The 23098-nt window shown below is 40.5% G+C and carries 18 protein-coding genes; 3 read left to right on the forward strand and 15 right to left on the reverse strand.

Going from position 1 to position 23098, the window contains the following annotated elements:
- Window positions 1-49: 49 nt before the first annotated feature.
- Window positions 50-1147, reverse strand: a complete 1098-nt coding sequence (locus G0Q07_RS17385) for a TlpA disulfide reductase family protein (RefSeq protein ID WP_163348346.1) — start codon at window positions 1145-1147, stop codon at window positions 50-52.
- Between the two features lie 126 nt (window positions 1148-1273).
- Between G0Q07_RS17385 and G0Q07_RS17390 the strand changes: the two genes are divergently transcribed.
- Both G0Q07_RS17390 and G0Q07_RS17395 read left to right on the forward strand, forming a co-directional pair.
- Window positions 1274-2143 carry a patatin-like phospholipase family protein gene (locus tag G0Q07_RS17390; RefSeq protein ID WP_163348347.1) on the forward strand — a complete coding sequence of 290 codons (870 nt, stop codon included), beginning with the start codon at window positions 1274-1276 and terminating at the stop codon, window positions 2141-2143.
- Window positions 2144-2147: 4 nt separating this feature from the next.
- The gene (locus G0Q07_RS17395) at window positions 2148-2711 is read left to right on the forward strand and encodes a type 1 glutamine amidotransferase (RefSeq protein WP_163348348.1); all 564 of its coding nucleotides are present in this window, start codon (window positions 2148-2150) and stop codon (window positions 2709-2711) included.
- 247 nt (window positions 2712-2958) lie between these two features.
- On the opposite strand, the gene asnB is transcribed toward G0Q07_RS17395, so the two are convergent.
- Complete coding sequence (asnB, locus tag G0Q07_RS17400) at window positions 2959-4644, reverse strand: asparagine synthase B (RefSeq protein ID WP_163348349.1); 1686 nt, start codon at window positions 4642-4644, stop codon at window positions 2959-2961.
- 620 nt (window positions 4645-5264) lie between these two features.
- The gene (locus tag G0Q07_RS17405; RefSeq protein WP_163348350.1) at window positions 5265-6551 is read right to left on the reverse strand and encodes an acetylxylan esterase; all 1287 of its coding nucleotides are present in this window, start codon (window positions 6549-6551) and stop codon (window positions 5265-5267) included.
- Window positions 6552-6674: 123 nt separating this feature from the next.
- On the opposite strand from G0Q07_RS17405, the gene G0Q07_RS17410 reads away from it, so the two are divergent.
- Window positions 6675-7985, forward strand: coding sequence for a DEAD/DEAH box helicase (locus G0Q07_RS17410; RefSeq protein ID WP_163348351.1), 1311 nt, complete (start codon window positions 6675-6677; stop codon window positions 7983-7985).
- On the opposite strand, the gene G0Q07_RS17415 is transcribed toward G0Q07_RS17410, so the two are convergent.
- The 12 genes from G0Q07_RS17415 to rpoC all read right to left on the reverse strand — a co-directional run bounded on the left by G0Q07_RS17415 (window position 7972) and on the right by rpoC (window position 23094).
- Complete coding sequence (locus tag G0Q07_RS17415) at window positions 7972-8286, reverse strand: hypothetical protein (RefSeq protein ID WP_163348352.1); 315 nt, start codon at window positions 8284-8286, stop codon at window positions 7972-7974. The genes G0Q07_RS17410 and G0Q07_RS17415 overlap by 14 nt on opposite strands.
- Before the next feature lie 69 nt (window positions 8287-8355).
- Window positions 8356-8577, reverse strand: coding sequence for a hypothetical protein (locus G0Q07_RS17420; protein WP_163348353.1), 222 nt, complete (start codon window positions 8575-8577; stop codon window positions 8356-8358).
- Window positions 8578-8584: 7 nt separating this feature from the next.
- Complete coding sequence (locus G0Q07_RS17425; protein ID WP_163348354.1) at window positions 8585-8980, reverse strand: NifB/NifX family molybdenum-iron cluster-binding protein; 396 nt, start codon at window positions 8978-8980, stop codon at window positions 8585-8587.
- A gap of 609 nt (window positions 8981-9589) precedes the next feature.
- Window positions 9590-10309, reverse strand: coding sequence for a hypothetical protein (locus tag G0Q07_RS17430; protein WP_163348355.1), 720 nt, complete (start codon window positions 10307-10309; stop codon window positions 9590-9592).
- A gap of 155 nt (window positions 10310-10464) precedes the next feature.
- Entirely contained in the window at window positions 10465-12333 is a 1869-nt protein-coding gene (locus G0Q07_RS17435; protein ID WP_246223048.1) for a helix-turn-helix domain-containing protein, read from the reverse strand.
- Between the two features lie 167 nt (window positions 12334-12500).
- Complete coding sequence (locus G0Q07_RS17440; protein ID WP_163348357.1) at window positions 12501-13919, reverse strand: hypothetical protein; 1419 nt, start codon at window positions 13917-13919, stop codon at window positions 12501-12503.
- 210 nt (window positions 13920-14129) lie between these two features.
- Window positions 14130-15842, reverse strand: coding sequence for an acyl-CoA dehydrogenase family protein (locus tag G0Q07_RS17445; RefSeq protein ID WP_163348358.1), 1713 nt, complete (start codon window positions 15840-15842; stop codon window positions 14130-14132).
- Between the two features lie 22 nt (window positions 15843-15864).
- Window positions 15865-16884, reverse strand: coding sequence for an electron transfer flavoprotein subunit alpha/FixB family protein (locus G0Q07_RS17450; RefSeq protein WP_163348359.1), 1020 nt, complete (start codon window positions 16882-16884; stop codon window positions 15865-15867).
- Window positions 16885-16915: 31 nt separating this feature from the next.
- Window positions 16916-17791, reverse strand: coding sequence for an electron transfer flavoprotein subunit beta/FixA family protein (locus G0Q07_RS17455; RefSeq protein WP_163348360.1), 876 nt, complete (start codon window positions 17789-17791; stop codon window positions 16916-16918).
- Between the two features lie 700 nt (window positions 17792-18491).
- The gene (locus tag G0Q07_RS17460) at window positions 18492-18815 is read right to left on the reverse strand and encodes a DUF3467 domain-containing protein (protein ID WP_163348361.1); all 324 of its coding nucleotides are present in this window, start codon (window positions 18813-18815) and stop codon (window positions 18492-18494) included.
- A gap of 11 nt (window positions 18816-18826) precedes the next feature.
- Entirely contained in the window at window positions 18827-19567 is a 741-nt protein-coding gene (locus tag G0Q07_RS21430) for a hypothetical protein (RefSeq protein ID WP_246222930.1), read from the reverse strand.
- Complete coding sequence (rpoC, locus tag G0Q07_RS17465; protein WP_203532598.1) at window positions 19564-23094, reverse strand: DNA-directed RNA polymerase subunit beta'; 3531 nt, start codon at window positions 23092-23094, stop codon at window positions 19564-19566. The genes G0Q07_RS21430 and rpoC overlap by 4 nt, the downstream gene beginning before the upstream one ends.
- Window positions 23095-23098: the final 4 nt, after the last annotated feature.

Raw genomic sequence — 23098 nt, forward strand, 5'->3', positions numbered from 1 at the left:
TAACATGTTACTGCTAAAACGGTTTTCTTCTATTTGAATTGAAATAATTCTATTTATTCAGAAACTCAGCTACCGTTTTTTCCAGCTCTTCGCCTCTTTTATTTTTAGCAATGATTATCCCGTTTTTATCAACTAATAAACTCGCCGGAATAGAATTTACAGCGTACATTTTTGCTGCAGCATTGTTCCAGTAGGCCAAATCCGACACATGATTCCAGGTCAAACCATCATCCTCGATTGCTTTTAACCATGCATCTTTATCCCTGTCAAGCGAAACACCAAGGACATCAAATCCCTGATCTTTGTATTTGTTGTAAGTTGCAACAACATTCGGATTCTCAGCACGACATGGTCCACACCACGCTGCCCAAAAGTCAAGTAAAGTCAACTCGTTTTTTGAATAGATATCAGAAAACTTAACCGGATTTCCATCCGGATCGTTTTGGGTAAAATCAGGTGCAGTTTGTCCAACTGCTACTGTTTTTAGTTTTTCAATTTTTGCTTTCAAATCTACAATTGCAGGAACGTCATTTAACTTCGGATCCAATGCGGAAACAAGTGCTTCCAGTTCATCAACATCTTTTTCGTACTGAATTTGGCTCAGCAAAAATGGAGTAACATACGAAGCCGGATTGTTTTTCACAAAATCTTCCTGCAAGGTACCAACACTTGCATACAAAGCTTCAACTTGTTCCATCAACTCATTGGCTTTTGCAGTATCTCCGGCAGCACCGGCAGTACGCGCTTCCTGGTATAAAGCCATATACTCTTCGCCTATTTCCTGTATCTGTTCGTTTATTGTTTTAAACTCATCGTGGGTAGTGGAGCCACTCACCTCGGCAGCCGCAATAGAATCAGCTTTACCACTTACTGACATTGTAGTGTTTTCAACAAAAACAACCGCTTTATTACGTTGTCCGTTTACCGACAAATAATACACACCCGGAAAATCTACTTCACCTTCAAGAACAGCAACACCATCAACAACCTCAGCAGTATCAACACCAATCCATTGGCTGGCACCACGTTGTTCCAACATTACATTTCCTTCGGCACCATCAAGATTAACGGTAATTTTATAGCCTTCTTGCTGTTGCGAGCAGGCAAACAAGGCAATACTTAAGATAACGACTAATAACTTTCTCATTGTACAGTTTTTTTCTATTTTATTTAATTCTGTTCGAATATACGCATTCTGCGCATTCCTGAAAAATGATAGTTTGAATTAAACGATAGAATTTCTTTAAATTGCAAGGGTAAAATTGAAAGAAAAATGAAGAAGAACGTTGCCTTGGTACTTTCGGGCGGAGCTGCCCGCGGAATGGCACATATCGGCGCAATTGAAGAATTAGAAGAACGCGGTTATAACATCACCTCAGTTGCAGGTACCTCGATGGGAGCATTGGTTGGTGGAATTTATGCCCTTGGGAAATTGCCGGAGTTTAAAAAATGGATCACCTCGTTGGAACGGCACGATATGTTCCGCATGGTAGATTTTTCGTTTAAAGGAAACGGCCTGATAAAAGGCGAAAAAGTATTGACAAAAATTCAGGAAATTGTACCCGATGCGCTTATCGAAGACTTGCCAATTGATTTTTCGGCTACTGCAGTTGATTTAAAACATCGTGAAGAGGTGGTATTCACCAAAGGCAGTTTATTCAACGCTATTCGGGCATCAATCGCCATCCCTTCAGTTTTTACGCCCATTACCAATAACGACAAGGTTTTGGTTGATGGAGGAGTAATGAACAACCTTCCCATATCAAATGTAAAACGGAACGAAGGCGATTTACTGGTGGCCGTTCATGTAAATGCCGCTACTCCGGTTCCTAAATATTTTCATGAACAAGAAGATCGAGAAGAGAAGAAATCGACTTACAAAAAATGGCTGAACGAATTTTACGATTTTATACATAAAAATCATTCAAAAGAAAAAGAAGAGCGTTTTGGATTTCTCTCGCTTATCGACCAGGCCCCGGCCACCGCAATGTTAACACAGGTAGACCATTCCATTGAAAAGGGGAAACCCGATGTGGTAATAAGTGTTTCGCGCGACGCCTCCGGGAATTACGATTTCTACAAAGCAAAAGAGTTGATAGAATTGGGACGTTATTCGGCGAAACTCGTACTTGACAAAATATAATTCAATGCCTGAAATTCTGATAGTAAATAATGCTGAGCCCGGAATTCGGGAGTTTGCCGAACCGATAGAGCAACTAATATCGGATACCGGCTCTACTTCCACCTTTATTGAATATGCAGCTTGTGCAAAAACAAATTTGAATGAGTTTGATGGTATAATTTTAACCGGCTCTCCACAAGGTGACGACATTGTAGAGCATCATGCTCCTTATTTTAGCTGGATAAAAGATTTTGAAAATCCGGTACTTGGTATTTGTGCCGGACATCACGTAACCGGTTATTTGTACGGATCGGAATTACTGCGAAGCAAAGAACCGGAATCAGGCGATTTTGAGGTGGAGATCGTTAAAGCACATCCGCTTTTTAAAGGAATATCCAATAAGTTTATCGTGAAACAAATGCACAACGATTCGATAACTTTACCCGCTGATTTTGAATTACTCATAACATCGACAACCTGCAAAAACCAGCTAATGAAACACAAAAATAAACCTTTATTCACCAGCCAGTTTCATCCTGAATTTTATAATCATCAGCTTATTCGAAATTTTATTGCGCTTTGTGATTAGTTTTATTACTGTTTCGGAAAATCTGATGGTTCAGATTTATGTTCTGTGGACAAAATGTCCATCTTGACGATTCTGATTTACATTTTACGGATAAAACAACAATCCTGATGATTCTTTTTTACGTTTTGTCCGCAAAACAACCATCCTGATGGTTCAGATTCATATTTTGTGTACAAAATCTTTTACAAAAAAAGCCACCCGTATAACACGAATGGCTCTTTGAATGATCGATAATAAATTAAAACTATTACTTTTTAATATCCTTAAATGTAGCTCCTTGCGTGTGTACAGCGTTTACTGCGCGACCAGATGGATCGGCATTACCCTGGAATGAAGCATCCCACTCAATAGCAGCAGCAGTACTACATGCAATTGAAGCCTCAGACGGCACACATGCTGCCGCAGTATCCGAAGGGAAGTGCTCGCTGTAAATTTCTCGGTACACATATTCTTCTTTGTTCATAGGTGGATTCACCGGAAAACGAAATTTTGCATTTTCCATCATTTCATCGCTTACTTTATCGTTGGCGATTTGTTTCAGCGTATCAATCCAACCGTAACCAACACCATCAGAGAATTGTTCCTTTTGGCGCCATGCCACTTCTTCCGGCAAATATTTAGCAAACCCTTCGCGCAGGCAGTGTTTCTCCATTTTTCCGTCTTTTGCCATTTTGGCGTCAGGATTAAAACGCATGGCCACATCAACAAATTCTTTATCGAGGAAAGGCACACGACCTTCAACACCCCATGCAGCAAGTGATTTATTGGCGCGTAAGCAGTCGTACATGTTCAATCGGCTTACTTTTCGTACACACTCTTTATGAAATTCTTCGGCATTTGGTGCTTTATGGAAATACAGGTATCCGCCAAAAATTTCGTCAGCCCCCTCTCCTGTCAGAACCATTTTTATGCCCATCGACTTAATCACACGCGAGATCATATACATTGGTGTAGATGCCCGCACCGTGGTTACATCGTATGTTTCAATATGATAGATTACATCTTTAATAGCATCCAATCCTTCCTGAATGGTGTAATTAATCTCGTGGTGAACGGTTCCGATATGGTCAGCAACTTTACGCGCTGCAGCCAGGTCGGGCGAACCCTCCAAGCCAATTACAAACGAGTGTAACTGTGGCCACCAAGCATCTTTCTCGCCGCCCTCTTCAATTCGTTTTGATGAGAATTTTTTTGCCAAAGCGGAAGTGATGGATGAGTCTAAACCACCAGAAAGCAATACTCCATAAGGAACATCAGACATTAGCTGGCGTTGTACCGCATCTTCCAACGCTTGCGCCAGTTCTTCAACACTTGCCGGATTATCTTTGACATTATCAAATTCCTGCCATTCACGATCGTACCATCTTTTAATTTCTCCGTCTTTACTATATAAATAATGCCCCGGAGGAAATTCTTCGATCTTGGTACAAAATCCCTCCAACGATTTCAATTCCGATGCTACGTAGTAAGTGCCCCATTTATCCCATCCCTGATACAATGGAATAACTCCAATATGATCTCGACCAATTAAGTAAGCATCATTTTCTTCGTCGTAAAGTGCAAAGGCAAAAATTCCGTTCATCTCATCCAGGAACTTTTCCTTTTTATCATTATACAAAGCCAGAATTACTTCGCAATCCGAGCCGGTTAAAAACTCGTATTTCCCTTCGTAGCGTTTTCTAATTTCACGATGATTATAGATCTCGCCATTTACTCCTAAAATCAGTTTCCCGTTTTTACTATATAATGGCTGCCCTCCCGACTCCGGGTCAACAATTGAAAGACGCTCATGAGCAATTACTGCTTTCTCGCCACAATAAATACCCGACCAGTCGGGCCCGCGGTGACGAACTTTTTTACTCATCATCAACACCTGAGGGCGGAGGTCCTCCGCCTTAACTTTTAAATCAAATGCTCCAACAATTCCACACATATTCGTAAATTTTCTTAGCTGTCAAATATTTTGCATCAAAAATAATCACTTTGTAAACATTACAAAATTTTTACTGACATATTTCTATGCTTCTTAACAATTATAAATCATTTTTAGACACAATCGCAACATTTAACATCTTTTTATTATGCCGATTATCAAGACACACCCCTCTTTCAATTGAGCTTCAAAAATAAATAATACCTTTTTTTAATTAATCCCCCGTAAAAATACCACGCCTCGCCAAAAATTGAATGTTTTTTTTGACACGCCCCTTGTTTTCAAATAAAATACATTTTTTTGATGACGAAATAAATAATAATTGAATGTTCGCAATTAATCAAACCCAAGACGTTATCCTGAACTCGTTTCAGGGGCTTATTTTCAAGCCGCTGATTAGTAGATACGAAAGACCTGACAATGCTTTTAACTCACTCGTCTTTGTCACTTCTGTAAGCGTTCCTGTTTATTGAGGGATTGGAGAGAATGTGAAAGGGCTTGTGCGATGAATTAAACGAAACTGTAGCTACAGTAAATTTTACGAAGGCAGTCATGTTAATCATTCATGTGCAGAAAATTGCAAACGAAACAATGCATCAATTGAAAGAATAAGAAAAAAACTATTTCAAATAGTTATCGACAAACTCCATTTTGGGTTTATAAACCGTCTCTTCCCACGTTTTTTGATACCATTTTTGGTTGAGATGATGACCACGATATGGCACATTGTACATTATTTTTTTGCCTTTTGCCTGATTAATCGCGGCATAAATAGAATTGGAAGAACAGGTATAGTCGATGTTCCCAATCTCAACAACAAGTGTCGCTTTCGAGTTTTTCAGCAAATGTGCGGCATCAAAATAAGGAACAGTCTGCAACATTTTCTCACGATTGTTATCCGTTCCGAAAGGATTGGGCCAACCTCCTTTATTGCCGGCCAGGGTACCACCCCAATCGCACATGGCAGGCACAGTAGCAACCACTGCCGATACCCGATCATCGAGGCCGGCAGCCACTAAGGATTGACCTCCTCCCTGGCTTTCGCCAAGCACAAGAATTCGTTTTCCGTCCCACTCGGGCTGGCTGGTGAGAAAATCAAGTGTACGTATTAAACGCAGGTACATCCCTCTAAAATAATACGCGTCACGATTTTCGATTCCTTTTTCCCAATAACGACTGAGCTCGCCCTCCTCCAATTTGTCGTAATAGTTTTGAGGCTGCCCATTTAACATACCGTGTGCATTTAAATCGAAACAAAGTGCTCCTTTTTTTGCGAATCTCATCGCATTTTGTGGTTGCGCCAAACACCACGACCCTTTCACTCCTGCAGCATGAACCACCAAAACAATCGGCAACGATTTTTCTTTTGCAGCCAAAGGTTTGGCAAAATATCCGCGTGCGGGTTTTGGTCCGGTACAATTTAACTCAAGGTCTTTACAAATAAATCCCTTTTCCACATCTTCTACCGAAACCGTTTTCACTGTCGCCGGTAGTGACCTCAATAAATTCTTTTCTGCTTCCCAGTATTTATCAATATCCTCGGGCCGCTTTGTTCCGGGTTGAAATTTCCCGGGATCAACAACTGCTCCCAAACTCCCCTTCTCTTCCCCCGCACTAACTTCAAAAATCCACGAGGCAGGTTCTTCAACCACCTTTTCAAAAAGTACAAAAGTACTGCCTGGCACTTTTATATTTTGTTGTTCTATTTCCTCGTAATTCTTCAAAATCTTTATTGAAAGTGAATCCGTGTTTGCATCTTCCAACAAAACCGATACTTCCAGCTTTTCACCACTCTTATAAATACCTGATTCGTTACACTGCGTTAATCGAATCGATTGCCCCAGCGAAATAGAAATAACTCCGAGCAGGAAGATTGTAGTTACCAGAAGATGTTGAAATTTTTTCATTGATTTGTTTGTGATTCTATAAATTCGAGTCGGAATTAATTTGAATGCTAATTCTGAATTACAAACATACCTATTTTGCTACCAACAGTAAAAACTTGATGCGATTAAAACTACCTTTGCGCCATGTCAGGAAAAAAGAAAAACCAAAAGAATATTCTCAGTAAACTTAATATTGAGAAACTTAACCCCATGCAGGAAGAGGCAAAATTAGCCGTTCATGCTGCCAATAACATTATTTTATTGTCGCCCACAGGAACAGGAAAAACCCTGGCCTTTATGTTGCCAATTGTTGCAGAACTCGATCCTGACTGTCCTCATGTGCAGGTATTAATTCTTGTTCCATCGCGCGAGTTGGCCATTCAAATAGAACAAGTTACCCGCGATATGGGTACCGGGTACAAATGCAACGCCTTTTACGGAGGTCGGAATTTTAGCAAGGATCGCATTGATTTAAACCGGCCGCCTGCTATTTTAATTGGTACTCCCGGGCGAATTGCCGATCATTTGCGCCGAGAAACCTTTTACACAGGAAAAATTAAAACACTTGTTTTAGATGAATTTGACAAATCGCTGGAAGTGGGCTTTGAAAAAGACATGGAAGACATTGTTTCTTTTGTTCCTGACGTAGAGAAAAAAATCCTTACATCCGCCACACACCGAGTTCGCATACCCGAATTCCTTGAATTTAAAAACCCATTAAGCGTAAATTATCTGAAAGATAATATACCGGAATTGGCCCTTAAAACCATTATCTCACCGGAAAAAGACAAATTAGAAACTTTAGTAAAAGCGTTAAGCCATCTGGGAAATCAACCGGGCATTATCTTTTGCAATTTTAAAGAGTCGATTCAAAGAGTAAGTGATTTCCTAACAGAAAGAGGAATCAGTCATGGTACTTTTTATGGAGGTATGGAACAAATAGACCGGGAAAGAGTACTCATAAAATTCAGAAATGGAACCCACCGATTAATTGTAGCTACCGATTTGGCAGCCCGCGGCCTGGATATTCCTGAATTGAAATTTATTCTGCATTACCATCTTCCACTCCGTTTTCAGGAATTTACCCACCGTAACGGACGAACAGCTCGTATGCACAGCGAGGGAACAGCCTACATATTAAAATGGGCCAACGAAGAGTTGCCCGAATTTATTCCTGAAACTGAAATTGAGGAATTACAAGAAGCGCCTCTCCCTGCTGAAACGGGATGGGAAACATTATTTATTTCGGGGGGGAGAAAAGACAAAATCTCGAAAGGCGATATTGCCGGATTGTTTTTTAAACAAGGCAATTTGAACAAAAACGAACTAGGCGTAATAGAACTAAAACTCGACTGCGCTTTTGTTGCCATTCAATCCGCCAAAGTTCAAGATACTATAGAAGCGGTAAACAACACCAAATTAAAAAACAAAAAAGTGCGAATTACAGTGGTTTAGCTTGTAAAAATTTGATTTGAATGTTCTCGTCTTGTTGTTCCAGAGTGTATGCGCCCTTTAACTCCATGGTGGCTTTCATTTTTGTAGTTTCATTCACCAAACTGGCAAAAATGTTTTTTTGATCTTTTGGATTACAACCTTCCTGAAAGTAACAAAACAAATTATCAGTATTTGATTCATCAAACTGAATGATAAAAGCTCCGTTGTCGGGGAAAACCAAATCCTCGTATGCGTAAGTTATTTCAAGGCCGGTGGCATTGTCTACAATTTGCCGAACGGCTTCTAAATCCCGGTAATTCATATTTGAAATGTTGGAAGCCAGAAGTACGAAGTCCGAAGACCAAAGTTCCTTTCTGACTTGATTACTACCTTATAGCGATAAAAACCACATTCTTATTTGCTGATAAACTTCAGCTTGCTCGTAGGTTTGGCATTTTACCAGCTGCATATTTATGGCATCGTCGAACTCCACCTCATCGAAACCAATTCTATCAATCAGTTCTTGTCGCGATTGACAATTGTAACACTCTTTCCGAAATGTAATTTCGGTGGTAGCTCGTTTTACAAACGTTATTGCTCTATCTATTGCCATTGTTTATTTAGTTACATGTTGTTGAACTGCAAGACCCACACGATGAATTACATCCCCAGGTTTCGCGTGCCTTCTGTGTGGTAAACGACTCCAGTTGATTCTGTATAAAAAAATTGATATTCTCTGTTACATTTGTTCCTCGTGCTCTAAATACTTCCAATCCGCTACGTGCAAATAAACGCAGAGCCATAGGTGGCAAATAGCCGCTAATAACGGTACTTACACCTATTTGTTGCAGTTCTTTGCCCAATTCTCCAGGATTTGAAAAGACGGCTTTTACCGGCATTCTGTCCATCGATTTACTTTGGCTATCGTAAATACAAACATAACTTGCATTGTGAAATCCACGAGCAACAGTCTCATTTCCTTTCTTTTTATCCGCAATGGGAAGCATCACCTTCATATCTTCTGAATTTTGTTTGGCACCACTTTGGCAAAAGCAATACCAAAAAACACAGTCTTTTAAAAACCAACACTTTAGAATTTTGGCGGCTTTAGTTAATCTTTCCGTTTTGTAAGAAAATAAGGAGAATCCTACCAAAATGTAGGAAGACCGGAGATTTTTGACACGTGTCTGTTTTTTCAATTTTCGCGAAACAGAACCAGTACCCGCGGCATTTTTTCATTCCGTAGACTTATGCAATCCTACAGAATGCCCTTTACCAGAAAACGAACAACACGTTCTATTCGCATATTATCCAGCAGGCGAGTTCCCTTTTCAACCTTATTCGAACACATTATTTCCCACACTTTCCTTCTGGAAGCTTCTGAGACAGGACTAGATGCTTTTATAAATTCAGAAATTGATTTTGGTATAACAGGAAATTATCATTCTCTAACGTCGTCATGGTATCAATACATTGAAAATGTTTGCGCTGTAAGACTAAAGTAATTCGCCTAAAAATTCATTGTGTACCCTATATTAGCGTGAGTTCGAGCTAAGGCAGCATTGCTTAGCCCGAACTCACGTTAATTAATAAGTAAAAGTTATACTGCTGAATAATTTTAGCTCTTATTTCTTTGTAATACCGAATCCCAATCTTTCAGTATTGTTATATTCCGGTATTGTTGAAAATGGAAATGGAGGTTCGCCTGTTTTCTCGCACTGAACCAGAATTAGCTGGGTCCAATCGTTGAAGATACCTATTTCTTCATCGTCACTGTTGTACCACACTCCATTAGGATACCACTCGCCGTCTTTTTTAAGCATATCATCGTGATTTGCTGCAACCATTTTCTGGAATTGAGACCAATTTTTTCCGTTCGCATCAATTCCACTAAATTCAAAGGTGATCCACCCATCCGAGCCAATCCAATCGTCTAAATTTGCAGGATAAACACCTTCTTTTGAAATCAGTGATTCATTCCATTTCATAACCAAATTAACGTGACGTAACCACCAGGCCATTCCCCACAAATCATACATATCCTCTGGTTCTTCGGAATATTCAGGAGGAGTAATATCTTCATCTATTCCCCGATAAGGTGTTGTATGAGACCATGGAGCAGATGCATATAAATTATCGCCAACAATAGCATTATAAAAACTTCCTTTAAAAAGATGTGCATTCCAGTTATAACCGTATTCATCAACTCCGGTTATTTTATTATTTCCCGAGTTTCCGCTTTTTAATTCCGTGCTGCTATCTGGTTCTTCAACCAGGTCTTTTTCGCACCCTGCAAAAGCCAGTGCTACCGCTAATACGATTAATAATAAAATTGATTTTTTCATGACAATTAGTTTTAAAGTTTATGCTACAAAGTTCCTTTGAAAAGGCTTTTATAACTTATCAGCCATGAAGCATAAACTTTAAAATTTGGCGCACCCCTTACAATTTTGAAGCATGCAAGGGAAAACTTACTGTGATTTTAGATTTGGGAAATAATTTACAGGAGCTTCGACTGAGGTAAAACAACACCAATCTCGTTAACCAATTTTTGAAATTCCGGATTGTTGTGCAAGGGATAATAAATTGGATATGACAATACAAAAGGCAGGTCTTCATTCCTGACCTCGTAGGCAACTTTTAGATAATCGATTGTACCTTCAAAATCATCAACCATCATAAACAACGACGATACCACAGCCTGGTTACAACAATATTTATCTTGTCCTTTTAATGCCCCTTTCATATAAAACTTAATACAATCCTGAAACGGAGCACCTGTTCTGTAAAACTCGGCAACTGGTTTGTTTCTCATCAGATCCTGAAGCTCGGTCCATATTTCAATCGATTTTTCGGGGGCACCTTGTTGCAGGTATACATAGCCTAAACCATGCATTGCAAAACCAAAGGTAGGAAATAGCTCAAGCACCTCGTTGTAGTTATCAATTGCTTTGTTATACTCTCCAACAATGTAATAGCGTTCGGCCAAAAAGCTTAGCGTTCGTGGATTTAACGGGTCCAACAACTTTGCAGTTAATGCCTCGCTTATTGCATTTTTATAGTCGCCCTTTACCGTATAATAATTGGAGAGAACCAGATGTGCATCCGAGTTACTGGGTTGTAGTTCCAGGGCTTTTTCTGCAAGGTTTTTCATTTGTTCCCAATCCCAGTCGAGCTTTCCTACCAGGTTGGCTTTTGTTGTGTACGCATCGGCAAGAGACGGATCCAATTCCAGGGCCTTTTCAACTGCCGCTCTTGCATTTGTTCGGTAAACCTGTTCTTCTGCATGGTCATACACCAGCCGATCGAGCGCCATGTAACATTCGGCCAGGGTTAAATAGGCCGGAGCAAAATCGGGATCGATCGCAACAGAGGATGTAAGGTATTCAACAGCATCCTTCATTTTGTCTTTACGAATATCCTGAGTTAACCACAGCATTCTCCCTTTCTGGTACAATTCGTGGGCTTTCTCATTTACCTCCGGTAATTGTTGTGGTTTTGTCGGTTGAGTGGCATTCAAAATCTCATTAGCAATACTAAAGCTCAAATCGCTAACTACCTGCAATATTTTTGTCGACTGTTGATAATATTGGTTCGCCCAAATATGTTCTTCCTTCGGAAAAGGATTTATCAGCTGCACATTCACAAGCATACTGTCGTCTTCGGTTAAAACACTGCCTTCCAATAACAGATCAGCTCCAAGATATTTTGCAATCTCTGAATAAAATCTCACCGAATCGCGGAAAATCATTGCAGAACCTCTTGAAGTTACTCGAAAACCTTTGATTTTAGAGAGTTCGGTGATCAGATTATCCGTAAGTCCCAAAGCCAGATATGATCTATTATTCATCTCAGACAAGTCCAAAAAAGGTAAAACGGCAATGGCTATTTCTTCCGTTACTGCTTCCTCGGGCTTAGCCAGTTTTGCACCCCAATAACCAAATCCTACAGTTACAATAACAAATAGCAGAAACATTCCTGCCACTTTCATTCGGTTATTTGGAACTGAAGATGCTTTTATTTCTGATCCCGAAACACCTTCCTCTCCGGCTTGCTTTTTATAATCGCCAGGTGTACAACCATATTTATCGTGAAAACATTTATTGAAATACGAAGGGCTGCTAAAACCAACTTTATAGGCAATTTCGGAGGCGGTATCATCGTCTTTTTCGATAAGAACGACGGCTTCTTCAAGACGAATATCGCGGATAAACATGTTGGCAGATTTGCCGGTAACAGCCTTTATTTTCCGGAGAAATTGTGAACGACTCAATCCCATTTCAGCGGCCAACTCGCTAACTCCAAATTTGTCGTTGGTAAGATTTTCTAGGAGGATTTGTTTTGCTTTACTAGTAAACACCTCTGGCATACGGCTCAAAATCTATTGGTTTTTCGAACGAATCACAGCTGTTTAAATATACAAATTTTATAATACACTGAAAAACAACGACGTGAGCTAATCTCTGGGTCTTATAAAATTTCGAACGTATGTAAAAAAGTAAAGCTGATAAAAATTTCTATGGCAGATATATTTTGCTAGTTTGCTCTTTTTAATGTGTATTCTCCGTAAAAATCTTCGATCCCAAAAAGCTGAACATGCATCTTGTCATCGTTAATATGCCCCTTAACTTCCAGAATCTTCCCCGATTTTGTCTGAAAGGTAAAACAGAATTGTCTCCCAATCATTTGCAGGTTATCGACCTCATAATTCTCATCATTTGCACTCTGCAAGATAAAGGCTGTAACCGCACTACCTACCACTTCAAATTTCAGGGAAAAGTTCAATTCATTCTCTGTCACCAAAGTTATATTTCTCCATGTTCCCTTAAAAAAATGGTTGGCACTATCGGTGTATGAGTCGGTGTGACTAACAATTCGGTCAGTAAACTCATTGCCGCTTAGGTCTCCATGCGTATAAAAATCTCTGGGTAGTACAGGCAGTAACTCATTCTTGATAAAGTTGTACATTATGCTTTTGGAATAGGGTTCAAATAACGACAGTACATTGCCTTTATATCTGATAGCAATGTTCATCACCTGTGCCGGTTCGGTATTACTAAAATCAATTTCGTCCAATACCAACACCTTCCTTTCCGGGTTTTCACGGGTATGAAAATATACGTTTCTGTCACGTGCATCGAAGAGTACCGACCATTCAGGTTCATCGTATATACGCAATGTTTTTAGCATATAAAATCCATATTCCACCGGATCATCACCTTTATTGAAATTATCGATCATAACTGCGGTACGTACAAAACGGGGCACATTTGGATCCTTCTCGTCGGGCTCATATTCGCCACCAAATCCACGAAAATATTTTAGCAGCTCCATCTCCCGATCATAGGGAGAATTAAAAAGTGCCGGAACAGGCATTTCATCTCCGGTGTGCACTACTACTTCGCCATTTATAAAGGCAATTGCTGCCGTATTTCCCTCGGCATCACCCACAAAGAAATGCCAGCTCCAGCCATCAATCTCAAATTCATAGGCACTGCGAATTGCCTCTTCAGTAGTTGAGAAATTATCTAGAATGTACTGCGTCCAGTTCTTTTGGTTGAGTTTGGGCAGGCTATCGTTTTTTGGATAATCAGCCTCCTCGTTCATTGCCCATATAAATAACCCGGCTTCGTTCATCCCGCCATCAGGAAAATCTTTTCCGAAATTGTTAAAGGTAACCGATCCGTAGCGTGAAACCCAGGAGTGCGAGGAAGGATTCACCTGTCCTCGTGAAATGATTTCGCGCCACGTTCTACCTGTTTTAAAAATCCCTCGTTTGTTGATAAAAACCAGGCCGGGAACACCAATATCGCCTTCGTTGAGATTGTGCCCGTAAACCAGTATATTTCCTTTTTGAAGTTTAAATGAAGAACCGGCAAATAATTGCGAATACGATGATAGAAGCAATATAAATGAAGCAAAAAACAGGACAAGTATAGATTGTCGAATTCTCATTTTATCCGGCTTTTTTATACTTGCGAATAGAAACGCATAATTTATTCTTTCTTTCATCCATATATTTTAACAAATTACGGATGTTGCTTGTTCGACTTTCGTTTTCCGGAACTTTTGGGAGTACTAACAAAAGAAAAAGCCACCCTCCGAATCCGGAAAGTGGCTTTATTATTTTCTTGCTAAAAGCTAATAGCTCACGGCTCAAAACTTTTATTGCATTTCAAATTTATAATCGCCCATGTCGCTTAATTCTGAGGCACGGATAAACTCGGCATGTGCTTTAACCTGTGCTTTCGCAAAAGCGATGTAATTTTTGGTCGATTTCATAAACATTTCATCGCGGTTAGTATCCAGCAACAACAGGTAACTCATAATAATGTGGCCTGCCATTTCAACCAAACGACGTGCGTGGAAATCAACATATTCGTTGTCTCCCGGCGCGGTTACTTTTTTCACTGCTTCTTCGTAATCGGCGGTTAAAATAATCAATGTACGTTTCAGGTATTCCAAAGTTGGTGAAACCTTTTCAGCTTCGTATGCACGAATCTGGTTGAGGTAACCACCGGTAGTTACACCCCGGATTGCCGCAACCACCTGCAACTGCGTTGTACCTTCATAAATAGATGTAATACGTGCATCGCGATAAATCCGTTCAACCGGGTAGTCTTTCATAAAGCCCGATCCACCATGAATCTGAACAGCATCGTAAGCCAACTGATTGCTGTATTCACTCGACATACCTTTTACAAGTGGCGTAAAAATATCGGCCAAACGCTGGTATTTTTTCATATCGTTGCGCTCTTCCTTCTCCAGTTTGCGCTCTTCAGCAATGTGCATGTAGGTTTTATACATATCAACAAAGCGCGCTGTTTCGTAGAGCAAGGTACGCGATGCATCCAGTTTGGCTTTCATGAGCGAGAGCATTTCATAAACAGCCGGGAATTTTATAATCGCTTTTCCGAACTGCATACGTTCTTTGGCGTAAATAATCGATTCGCGATAAGCAGCTTCACACAGTCCTACCGACTGAGCAGCAATTCCTAAACGCGCACCATTCATCAATGCCATAACGTATTTTATCAGTCCCATTTTACGAGAACCAACCAACTCGCCCGGAGCATCTTTAAATACCAGCTCGCAGGTTGGCGAACCAATAATACCCATTTTGTGCTCGATACGACGAACGGATACTCCTCCCGACTGTTTGTCGTAGATAAACATCGACAAACCACGACCGTCTAAGGTTCCAGGCTCCGAACGGGCCAATACAAGCGAAATATCTCCATCGCCATTAGTAATGAATCGTTTTACACCATTTAGTAACCAGGTTTGTTTTTCCTCATTCCAGGTAGCTTTTAACTGCACTGCCTGAAGATCGGAGCCCGCATCCGGTTCCGTTAAGTCCATCGCCATTGTGTCGCCATTGCAAACACGAGGCAGGTATTTTTCCTTTTGTTCTTCCGAAGCAAATTCGTTAATGGTTTCGGCACAGTCCTGCAAACCCCAAATATTTACAAAACCTGCATCGGCACGCGAAACAATATCGGCAGCCATAATGTAAGGTACAATCGGAAAGTTTAAACCTTCGTACTTGTAAGGTAACGACATGCCCATTAATCCGGCCTGATTCAGTGCTTTTATATTTTCTTCCGTTCCGCGGGCATATTTTACGTGTCCGTCGATTACTTCCGGTCCTTCAGCATCGATACTTTCGGCATTTTCGGAAACTATGTTCCCGCAAATTTCTCCAACAACATCCAGCACACGATCGTAACTGTCAATTGCATCTTCGTAATCCAGCGGCGCAAAATCAAATTCATCCTTGAAAGCATATTCACGTTCTTTCAATCGAACGATCTCTTTCATTAATGGGTGATTCAGGTGAAATTTCAACTCGCTGTTATCTGTATAATAATTTGCCATTTTTTACAATTTTAAATCGTGACTATTTGCTGTTCTTTTTATAATACTTGATCATTTTAGGAATGATCTCTGCCACATCTCCGGTAATTACATAGTCGGCTATGGAATTGATAGGAGCTTCAGGGTCGGTATTGATAGCGATAATTTGTGCTGATTCTTCCATTCCGGCACGGTGCTGAATTTGCCCCGATATACCACAGGCAATGTACAACTTTGGACGAACGGTAATACCGGTTTGTCCGATCTGACGATCGTGACCGGCATAACCCGAATCAACAGCAGCACGTGATGCGCCAACTTCGCCACCCAGCACTTCTGCCAAATCGTAAAGCAGCTTGAAGTTCTCTTTCGAGCCAACACCATAACCACCGGCAACAACAATAGGTGCACCTTTTACGTTCACCTTGCTTTTTTCCATGTGACGCTCAATAATCTCAACAACAAAATCTTCGTCGTTTACATATTTTGCCACATCAAGTGTAACTACTTTTCCTTTGTATTTCGAATCAAGAATTTCCTTTTTCATCACTCCCTCACGCACGGTTGCCATTTGCGGACGGCAATCGGGGTTGATAATGGTTGCAATGATGTTTCCTCCAAATGCCGGACGAATCTGGTAAAGAAGGTTTTCGTATTTCTTGTCTTGTTTTTTATCGTAATGATCGCCAATTACCAAACTGGTGCAGTCGGCTGTTAAACCACTGTGCAATGCTGACGAAACACGTGGCCCTAAATCACGACCAATCGATGATGCTCCCATAAGAGCAATCTGTGGCTTTTTCTCCTTAAACAGGTTCACCACTATCGAAGTGTGTGGCAAGGTCTGGTATGGATATAAACGCTTGTCATCGGCAAGATAAAGTGTATCTACACCGTAAGGTATTACCTGTTCTGCAACTTTATCAAGCTTGTGCCCAATAGCAATGGCTTCCAGTTTACAGTTTAATTCGTTTGCCAGTCCACGTCCTTTGGTTAATAATTCCTGACTAACATCAGCTACGTGGCCATCTTCTATTTCGCAATAAACAAATATGTTGCTCATTTCTTCAAATTTTAAATTTCATTTAATGGCCTTAGCCAATTGTGTGACTCTTAATTAGATCAACCATCATGGCTTCAATCTCTTTGTCGGCTGCAGAAATTACTTTTGAATCTTTTGCCTGAAGCACAACATTCTCAACCGTTTTAACTTTGGTTGGCGAGCCGGTAAGACCTAGCTGCGATGCGTCGGTTTCGATATCGTTAACGGTCCATTCCTGAATCATCAGATCAGGATGCTCGTTGTACAAAGCTGTATAATCTTCATTTTCCTTCTGAAGTTCAGTAACTGTTCTTGCCTTTTTGAATTTCATAATTCGCTTGGCGTTACGTGCACGGCAATCTGGTGCCGATCCGTTTACAGTTAATACCAAAGGAAACGGACATTTTACAGTTTCCACACCATTTTCTAAACGGCGTTTTACCGTAACAGATTTGTCGTTTACATCAAGTACTTCTTCAACGTATGTTATTTGCACCATACCCAGTTTTTCGGCCACCTGAGGGCCAACCTGGGCAGTATCACCATCAATTGCCTGACGGCCTGCGATGATCATGTCAATTTTACCCATTTTCTTTAGCGCTTGTCCAATGGCATACGACGTGGCCAAAGTATCCGATCCTGCAAAAGCACGGTCGGTAAGCAGAATACCACCATCGGCACCTCGGTATAAACCTTCGCGAATAATATCGGCAGCCCTACCCGGCCCCATGGTTAAAATATTGATTTTTGATTCCGGAAATTGATCTTTTATACGCAGTGCTTGTTCCAAAGCATTCAAATCCTCGGGATTAAAGATAGCAGGAAGCACAGCCCTGTTTATCGTCCCGTCAGCCTTCATCGCATCTTTCCCCACATTTCTGGTGTCGGGAACCTGCTTCGCCAAAACAATAATGTTATAAGCCTTCATTCAATAAGATTTTTGTAGATTGATATATATTTCTTTATTTTTTTCGATCTGTTGCCGGAGATTTTAGCTACTCCTGCAATTTGAAAGCTAACAAATATAGAAATCGGCGTAAAACTAACCAAAGAGATTAGGACTCTGAGACCTTTAATGTTTGTTAAAAAGCAGAGTAGTCAAGGCATACAGACTACATTTACACGTCCAAAGGCAATACTGACAATGCTTTAAAACAATCAACTTCAATATTCTAAAATTCTGTACCGATAAACTAGCTAATAATTTAAAACCATTTTAATTAAAATTTGAGGCTTTCGAGCTGTTTTCAGGCCTATTTACTTGTCTTTCATTACCGAAAACTGAGCGATCCATCGCTTTTGCATTGCCGAAAGCTGCCAAAAACCAGGTAAATAAAATGGATGCTTTTTTAAACGAATGAGCGTGTTAAATACTCAATCACTATTACGGACTTTAGGCCACGTCAGAGCGTTTATATAAACGAGTTGAATTACCCCTGATTGTTGGGTTTAGATAATTTTATTACCTTCATCCTCGGATTTCAAACCAAATCTAACCAAATTAATTTTGAGAACCGATTCGTTTACAAACGAGTCGGTTTTTTTATGGCCTTAACAACACTAATTATTTATATAAAAAAAGAGGAACCATTCCTGATTCCTCTTTTGATAATATGCTTGTTTTATTACTAAGCTTGAGCTGTAGGCCCACCAAAATTCATTGGTGGCAAATTTTCAGAACCCGGTTTAACATTCTTAATTGGGCCATGCTGAGCTTCAAATTTAGCTACGTTATCTTGCAAAGCCATTAATAAACGTTTGGCATGTTCCGGTGTAAGAATAATTCTTGATTTTACATTCGCTTTTGGAATTCCGGGCATAATCCGGACAAAATCAACTACAAATTCGGAAGTTGAGTGAGTGATAACTGCCAGGTTCGAATAAGTTCCCTGCGCTACATCCTCATTCAATTCAATGTTTATCTGTTGCGATTTTTGCTTTTTATCTTCCATGATAATCTTTTTTAGCTATCATCCGAATGTCTCATATCAACTAACCTGTCGTACTCTGATTTAGAGCCAACAACCAGGTTTTTGTATTCTTTCAGTCCGGTACCTGCCGGAATCAGGTGACCACAAATTACGTTCTCTTTCAACCCGTCAAGATAATCCATCTTACCATTGATAGCCGCTTCGTTAAGAACTTTTGTTGTTTCCTGGAAAGATGCTGCAGACAACCAGCTTCGTGTTTGCAACGATGCTTTTGTAATACCTTGAAGGATCTGGCTTGATGTTGCAGGGATTGCATCCCTCGATTCAATCAAGGCCTTATCTTTTCTTCTAAGTCCTGAATTCTCATCTCTCAAACGGCGTGCAGAAATAATCTGTCCGGCTTTTAGGCCTTCAGCATCTCCCGGTTCAACAACAACTTTTTTGTTGTAGATCCAGTCGTTTTCAGACATGAATTCGTTTTTGTCTACTATTTGCTTTTCAAGGAAACGAGTATCACCCGGATCAACGATTTCAACTTTACGCATCATCTGACGGATGATAATCTCGAAGTGCTTATCGTTAATTTTTACCCCCTGCATACGGTACACATCCTGAACTTCATTCAAAATGTATTCCTGAACAGCAGTTGGCCCTTTAATTGCAAGAATATCAGAAGGAGTAGTTGCTCCATCAGATAAAGAGATACCTGCCCTAATGTAATCGTTCTCCTGCACAAGGATCTGTTTCGACAGCGGTACAAGATATTTCTTCACATCGCCGTTTTTGGTTGTAACAATGATCTCGCGATTACCACGTTTGATCTTACCCAGTGAAATTTCACCGTCAACCTCTGAAACAACTGCAGGATTCGATGGGTTACGCGCTTCGAATAATTCGGTAACACGTGGCAGACCACCCGTGATATCGCCAGCTTTACCGGCTGCACGAGGAATCTTAACCAGAATCTTACCTGCTTTAACTTCTTCTCCATTATCAACAGAGATGTGACACCAACCGGAAGGTTGTACGAGCGGATCATTTCTCCGGCATCGTCCATAATCTTCAATGTTGGGTTTTTGGTCTTATCTTTTGTTTCGATAATTACACGCTCGCTGTAACCGGTTTGTTCATCCGACTCCTGACGGAAAGTAATCCCGTCGATCAGATTCTCAAACTCAACTTTACCATCGAATTCGGTAATAATAACACCGTTAAATGGATCCCAATCACAAATCATTGCTCCTTTTCGGATTTCCTGACCGTTCTTCACATAAAGCTTACAACCGTATGGAAGAGGATGTGTTGAAAGTGGGATATTGGTGTTTTTATCGATAATCTTTAATTCGGCCAAACGACTTACAACAACTTCAACATCTTGTCCTTCATCGTCTTTGTATGATACAGAACGAAGTTCTTCAATCTCACAGTATCCATCGTATTTCGATTCAACTGTTGATTGAGCCGAGATGTTACCTGCAATACCCCCTACGTGGAAGGTACGAAGTGTTAACTGTGTACCCGGCTCACCGATCGATTGTGCTGCAATAACGCCTGTAGCTTCACCTTTCTGAACTTTCTTGCCTGTTGCCAGGTTACGTCCGTAACACTTGGCACAAACACCAACTTTCGATTCACAGGTTAATACCGAACGAATTTCAACGTTTTCAATTGGCGAGTCTTCAATCACTTTCGCAATCTCTTCTGTAATTTCCTCTCCCGATTTGATGATCAATTCACCATTCAATGGGTGGTAAATATCATGAACAGTTGTACGCCCAATAATTCTTTCGAATAATGATGCTACAATTTCTTCATTATTTTTAACATCGTTAGCAATCAATCCTCGCAATGTTCCACAGTCGTTTTCAGAGATGATAACATCTTGAGCCACGTCTACCAAACGACGAGTTAAGTACCCTGCATCGGCAGTTTTAAGGGCGGTATCCGCTAAACCTTTACGCGCACCGTGAGTAGAAATAAAGTATTCCAGTACCGAAAGACCTTCTTTAAAGTTTGCAAGAATCGGGTTTTCAATAATCTGAGAACCTGTAGAACCAGACTTTTGTGGTTTTGCCATCAAACCCCTCATTCCACACAACTGTCGAATCTGCTCTTTCGAACCCCTTGCACCGGAGTCAAGCATCATATAAATTGAGTTGAATCCCTGACGGTCGGTACTAATTGTTTTCATTACCGACTGCGTAAGTTTCGAGTTCGCATGTGTCCAAATATCAATAACCTGGTTGTAACGTTCGTTATTGGTAATGAAACCCATGTTGTAGTTGTTGATTACCTCTTCAACCTCGTTGTAACCGTTTCCTACAATATCAGTTTTATCGTCCGGGATGATAACGTCTCCAAGGTTGAACGACAATCCACCACGGTATGCAGCAGCATAACCAAGGTTTTTGATATCATCAAGGAATCGAACTGTAATGGCGTTACCACTTGTATTAAATACGTCGGTAATAATGGAACGCAACGATTTTTTAGTCAACAACTGGTTCACGTAACCTGCCTGACGTGGCACATTTTCGTTGAAAAGAACGCGACCTACAGTCGTTTCAATGATGTGGTTAAAATACTCACCATTCTCATCGATATCTTCAACTTTTACCTTAATTACAGCATGAAGATCAATTGCTTTTTCTTCGTACGCAATAGTTACTTCCTCGGCAGAGTAGAATGTCATTCCTTCTCCGCGGCTACCTTTACGTGCTTTGGTCATGTAGTACAGACCAAGAACCATATCCTGCGATGGTACCTGAATTGGTGCACCGTTAGCAGGGTTTAACAGGTTGTGCGAAGCAAGCATTAACAATTGAGCTTCCAAAATTGCAGCATTACCCAGCGGTAAATGAACCGCCATCTGGTCTCCATCGAAGTCGGCGTTAAAACCGGTACATACCAATGGGTGTAGCTGAATCGCTTTACCCTCAATAAGTACAGGTTGGAATGCCTGAATTGACAGACGGTGCAAAGTAGGTGCCCTGTTCAACATTACAGGGTGTCCTTTTAACACGTTTTCAAGAATCTCCCATACAACAGGGTCTTTTCTGTCAACGATTTTCTTTGCCGATTTTACTGTTTTAACAATACCTCTTTCAATCAGTTTACGGATTACAAAAGGTTTGTAAAGCTCGGCAGCCATATCTTTTGGAATACCGCATTCGTGGATCCTTAATTTAGGCCCAACAACGATAACAGAACGTGCAGAATAGTCAACACGTTTACCCAAAAGGTTCTGACGGAAACGACCTTGCTTACCTTTCAAACTGTCAGACAGTGATTTTAGCGCCCGGTTGTTTTCCGTTTTAACGGCATTAGATTTTCTTGAGTTATCGAATAACGAATCCACAGCTTCCTGCAACATTCGTTTCTCGTTTCTTAAAATTACCTCGGGAGCTTTAATCTCGATCAATCGTTTCAAACGGTTGTTACGGATAATCACTCTTCGGTACAGGTCATTCAAATCTGACGTTGCGAAACGACCACCATCAAGAGGTACCAACGGACGCAAATCAGGAGGAATTACAGGCACAACCCGAACAATCATCCATTCCGGACGGTTAAGGTTCTTACTTGCTCTGAAAGCCTCAACAACCTGCAGACGTTTTAACGCCTCATTTTTACGCTGTTGCGATGTTTCTGTATTTGCTTTATGACGTAACGTGAACGACAAGTCGTCCAACTCTATTCGGCTAAGAATATCGAATAGTGCCTCAGCACCCATTTTTGCGATAAACTTATTTGGATCGTCATCATCAAGGAATTGATTTTCTTTTGGAAGTGTGTCCAGAATATCCAGATACTCTTCTTCAGTTAGGAAATCCAACTCTTTAACACCATCCTGATGTTTTACACCAGCCTGGATAACAACATAGCGTTCGTAATAAATAATGGTATCCAGCTTTTTGGTAGGTAAACCAAGCAGGTACCCAATTTTGTTAGGCAACGATTTGAAATACCAAATGTGAGCTACCGGAACCACCAATGAGATGTGTCCCATACGCTCACGACGTACTTTCTTTTCAGTTACTTCAACACCACAACGATCACAAACGATTCCTTTATAACGAATACGTTTGTATTTACCACAGTGACATTCGTAGTCTTTTACCGGTCCGAAAATACGCTCACAAAACAAACCATCACGTTCAGGTTTATATGTTCTGTAGTTAATTGTTTCAGGCTTCAGTACTTCACCAAACGATCTCTCCAGAATTTCTTCAGGAGATGAAAGGCTTACCGAAACTTTTGAGAAACTAGTTTTTGCTTTATTATCTTTTTTGAATGCCATAATT

This window comes from Draconibacterium halophilum, assembly GCF_010448835.1.
In the GTDB taxonomy this organism is placed as follows: Bacteria; Bacteroidota; Bacteroidia; order Bacteroidales; family Prolixibacteraceae; genus Draconibacterium; species Draconibacterium halophilum.

Coding starts and splice junctions, on each gene's coding strand:
- G0Q07_RS17385 (WP_163348346.1), bottom strand. CDS start 1,147: ATGAGAAAGTTATTAGTCGTTATCTTAAGTATTGCCTTGTTTGCCTGC.
- G0Q07_RS17390 (WP_163348347.1), top strand. CDS start 1,274: ATGAAGAAGAACGTTGCCTTGGTACTTTCGGGCGGAGCTGCCCGCGGA.
- G0Q07_RS17395 (WP_163348348.1), top strand. CDS start 2,148: ATGCCTGAAATTCTGATAGTAAATAATGCTGAGCCCGGAATTCGGGAG.
- asnB (WP_163348349.1), bottom strand. CDS start 4,644: ATGTGTGGAATTGTTGGAGCATTTGATTTAAAAGTTAAGGCGGAGGAC.
- G0Q07_RS17405 (WP_163348350.1), bottom strand. CDS start 6,551: ATGAAAAAATTTCAACATCTTCTGGTAACTACAATCTTCCTGCTCGGA.
- G0Q07_RS17410 (WP_163348351.1), top strand. CDS start 6,675: ATGTCAGGAAAAAAGAAAAACCAAAAGAATATTCTCAGTAAACTTAAT.
- G0Q07_RS17415 (WP_163348352.1), bottom strand. CDS start 8,286: ATGAATTACCGGGATTTAGAAGCCGTTCGGCAAATTGTAGACAATGCC.
- G0Q07_RS17420 (WP_163348353.1), bottom strand. CDS start 8,577: ATGGCAATAGATAGAGCAATAACGTTTGTAAAACGAGCTACCACCGAA.
- G0Q07_RS17425 (WP_163348354.1), bottom strand. CDS start 8,980: ATGAAGGTGATGCTTCCCATTGCGGATAAAAAGAAAGGAAATGAGACT.
- G0Q07_RS17430 (WP_163348355.1), bottom strand. CDS start 10,309: ATGAAAAAATCAATTTTATTATTAATCGTATTAGCGGTAGCACTGGCT.
- G0Q07_RS17435 (WP_246223048.1), bottom strand. CDS start 12,333: ATGCCAGAGGTGTTTACTAGTAAAGCAAAACAAATCCTCCTAGAAAAT.
- G0Q07_RS17440 (WP_163348357.1), bottom strand. CDS start 13,919: ATGAGAATTCGACAATCTATACTTGTCCTGTTTTTTGCTTCATTTATA.
- G0Q07_RS17445 (WP_163348358.1), bottom strand. CDS start 15,842: ATGGCAAATTATTATACAGATAACAGCGAGTTGAAATTTCACCTGAAT.
- G0Q07_RS17450 (WP_163348359.1), bottom strand. CDS start 16,884: ATGAGCAACATATTTGTTTATTGCGAAATAGAAGATGGCCACGTAGCT.
- G0Q07_RS17455 (WP_163348360.1), bottom strand. CDS start 17,791: ATGAAGGCTTATAACATTATTGTTTTGGCGAAGCAGGTTCCCGACACC.
- G0Q07_RS17460 (WP_163348361.1), bottom strand. CDS start 18,815: ATGGAAGATAAAAAGCAAAAATCGCAACAGATAAACATTGAATTGAAT.
- rpoC (WP_203532598.1), bottom strand. CDS start 23,094: ATGGCATTCAAAAAAGATAATAAAGCAAAAACTAGTTTCTCAAAAGTT.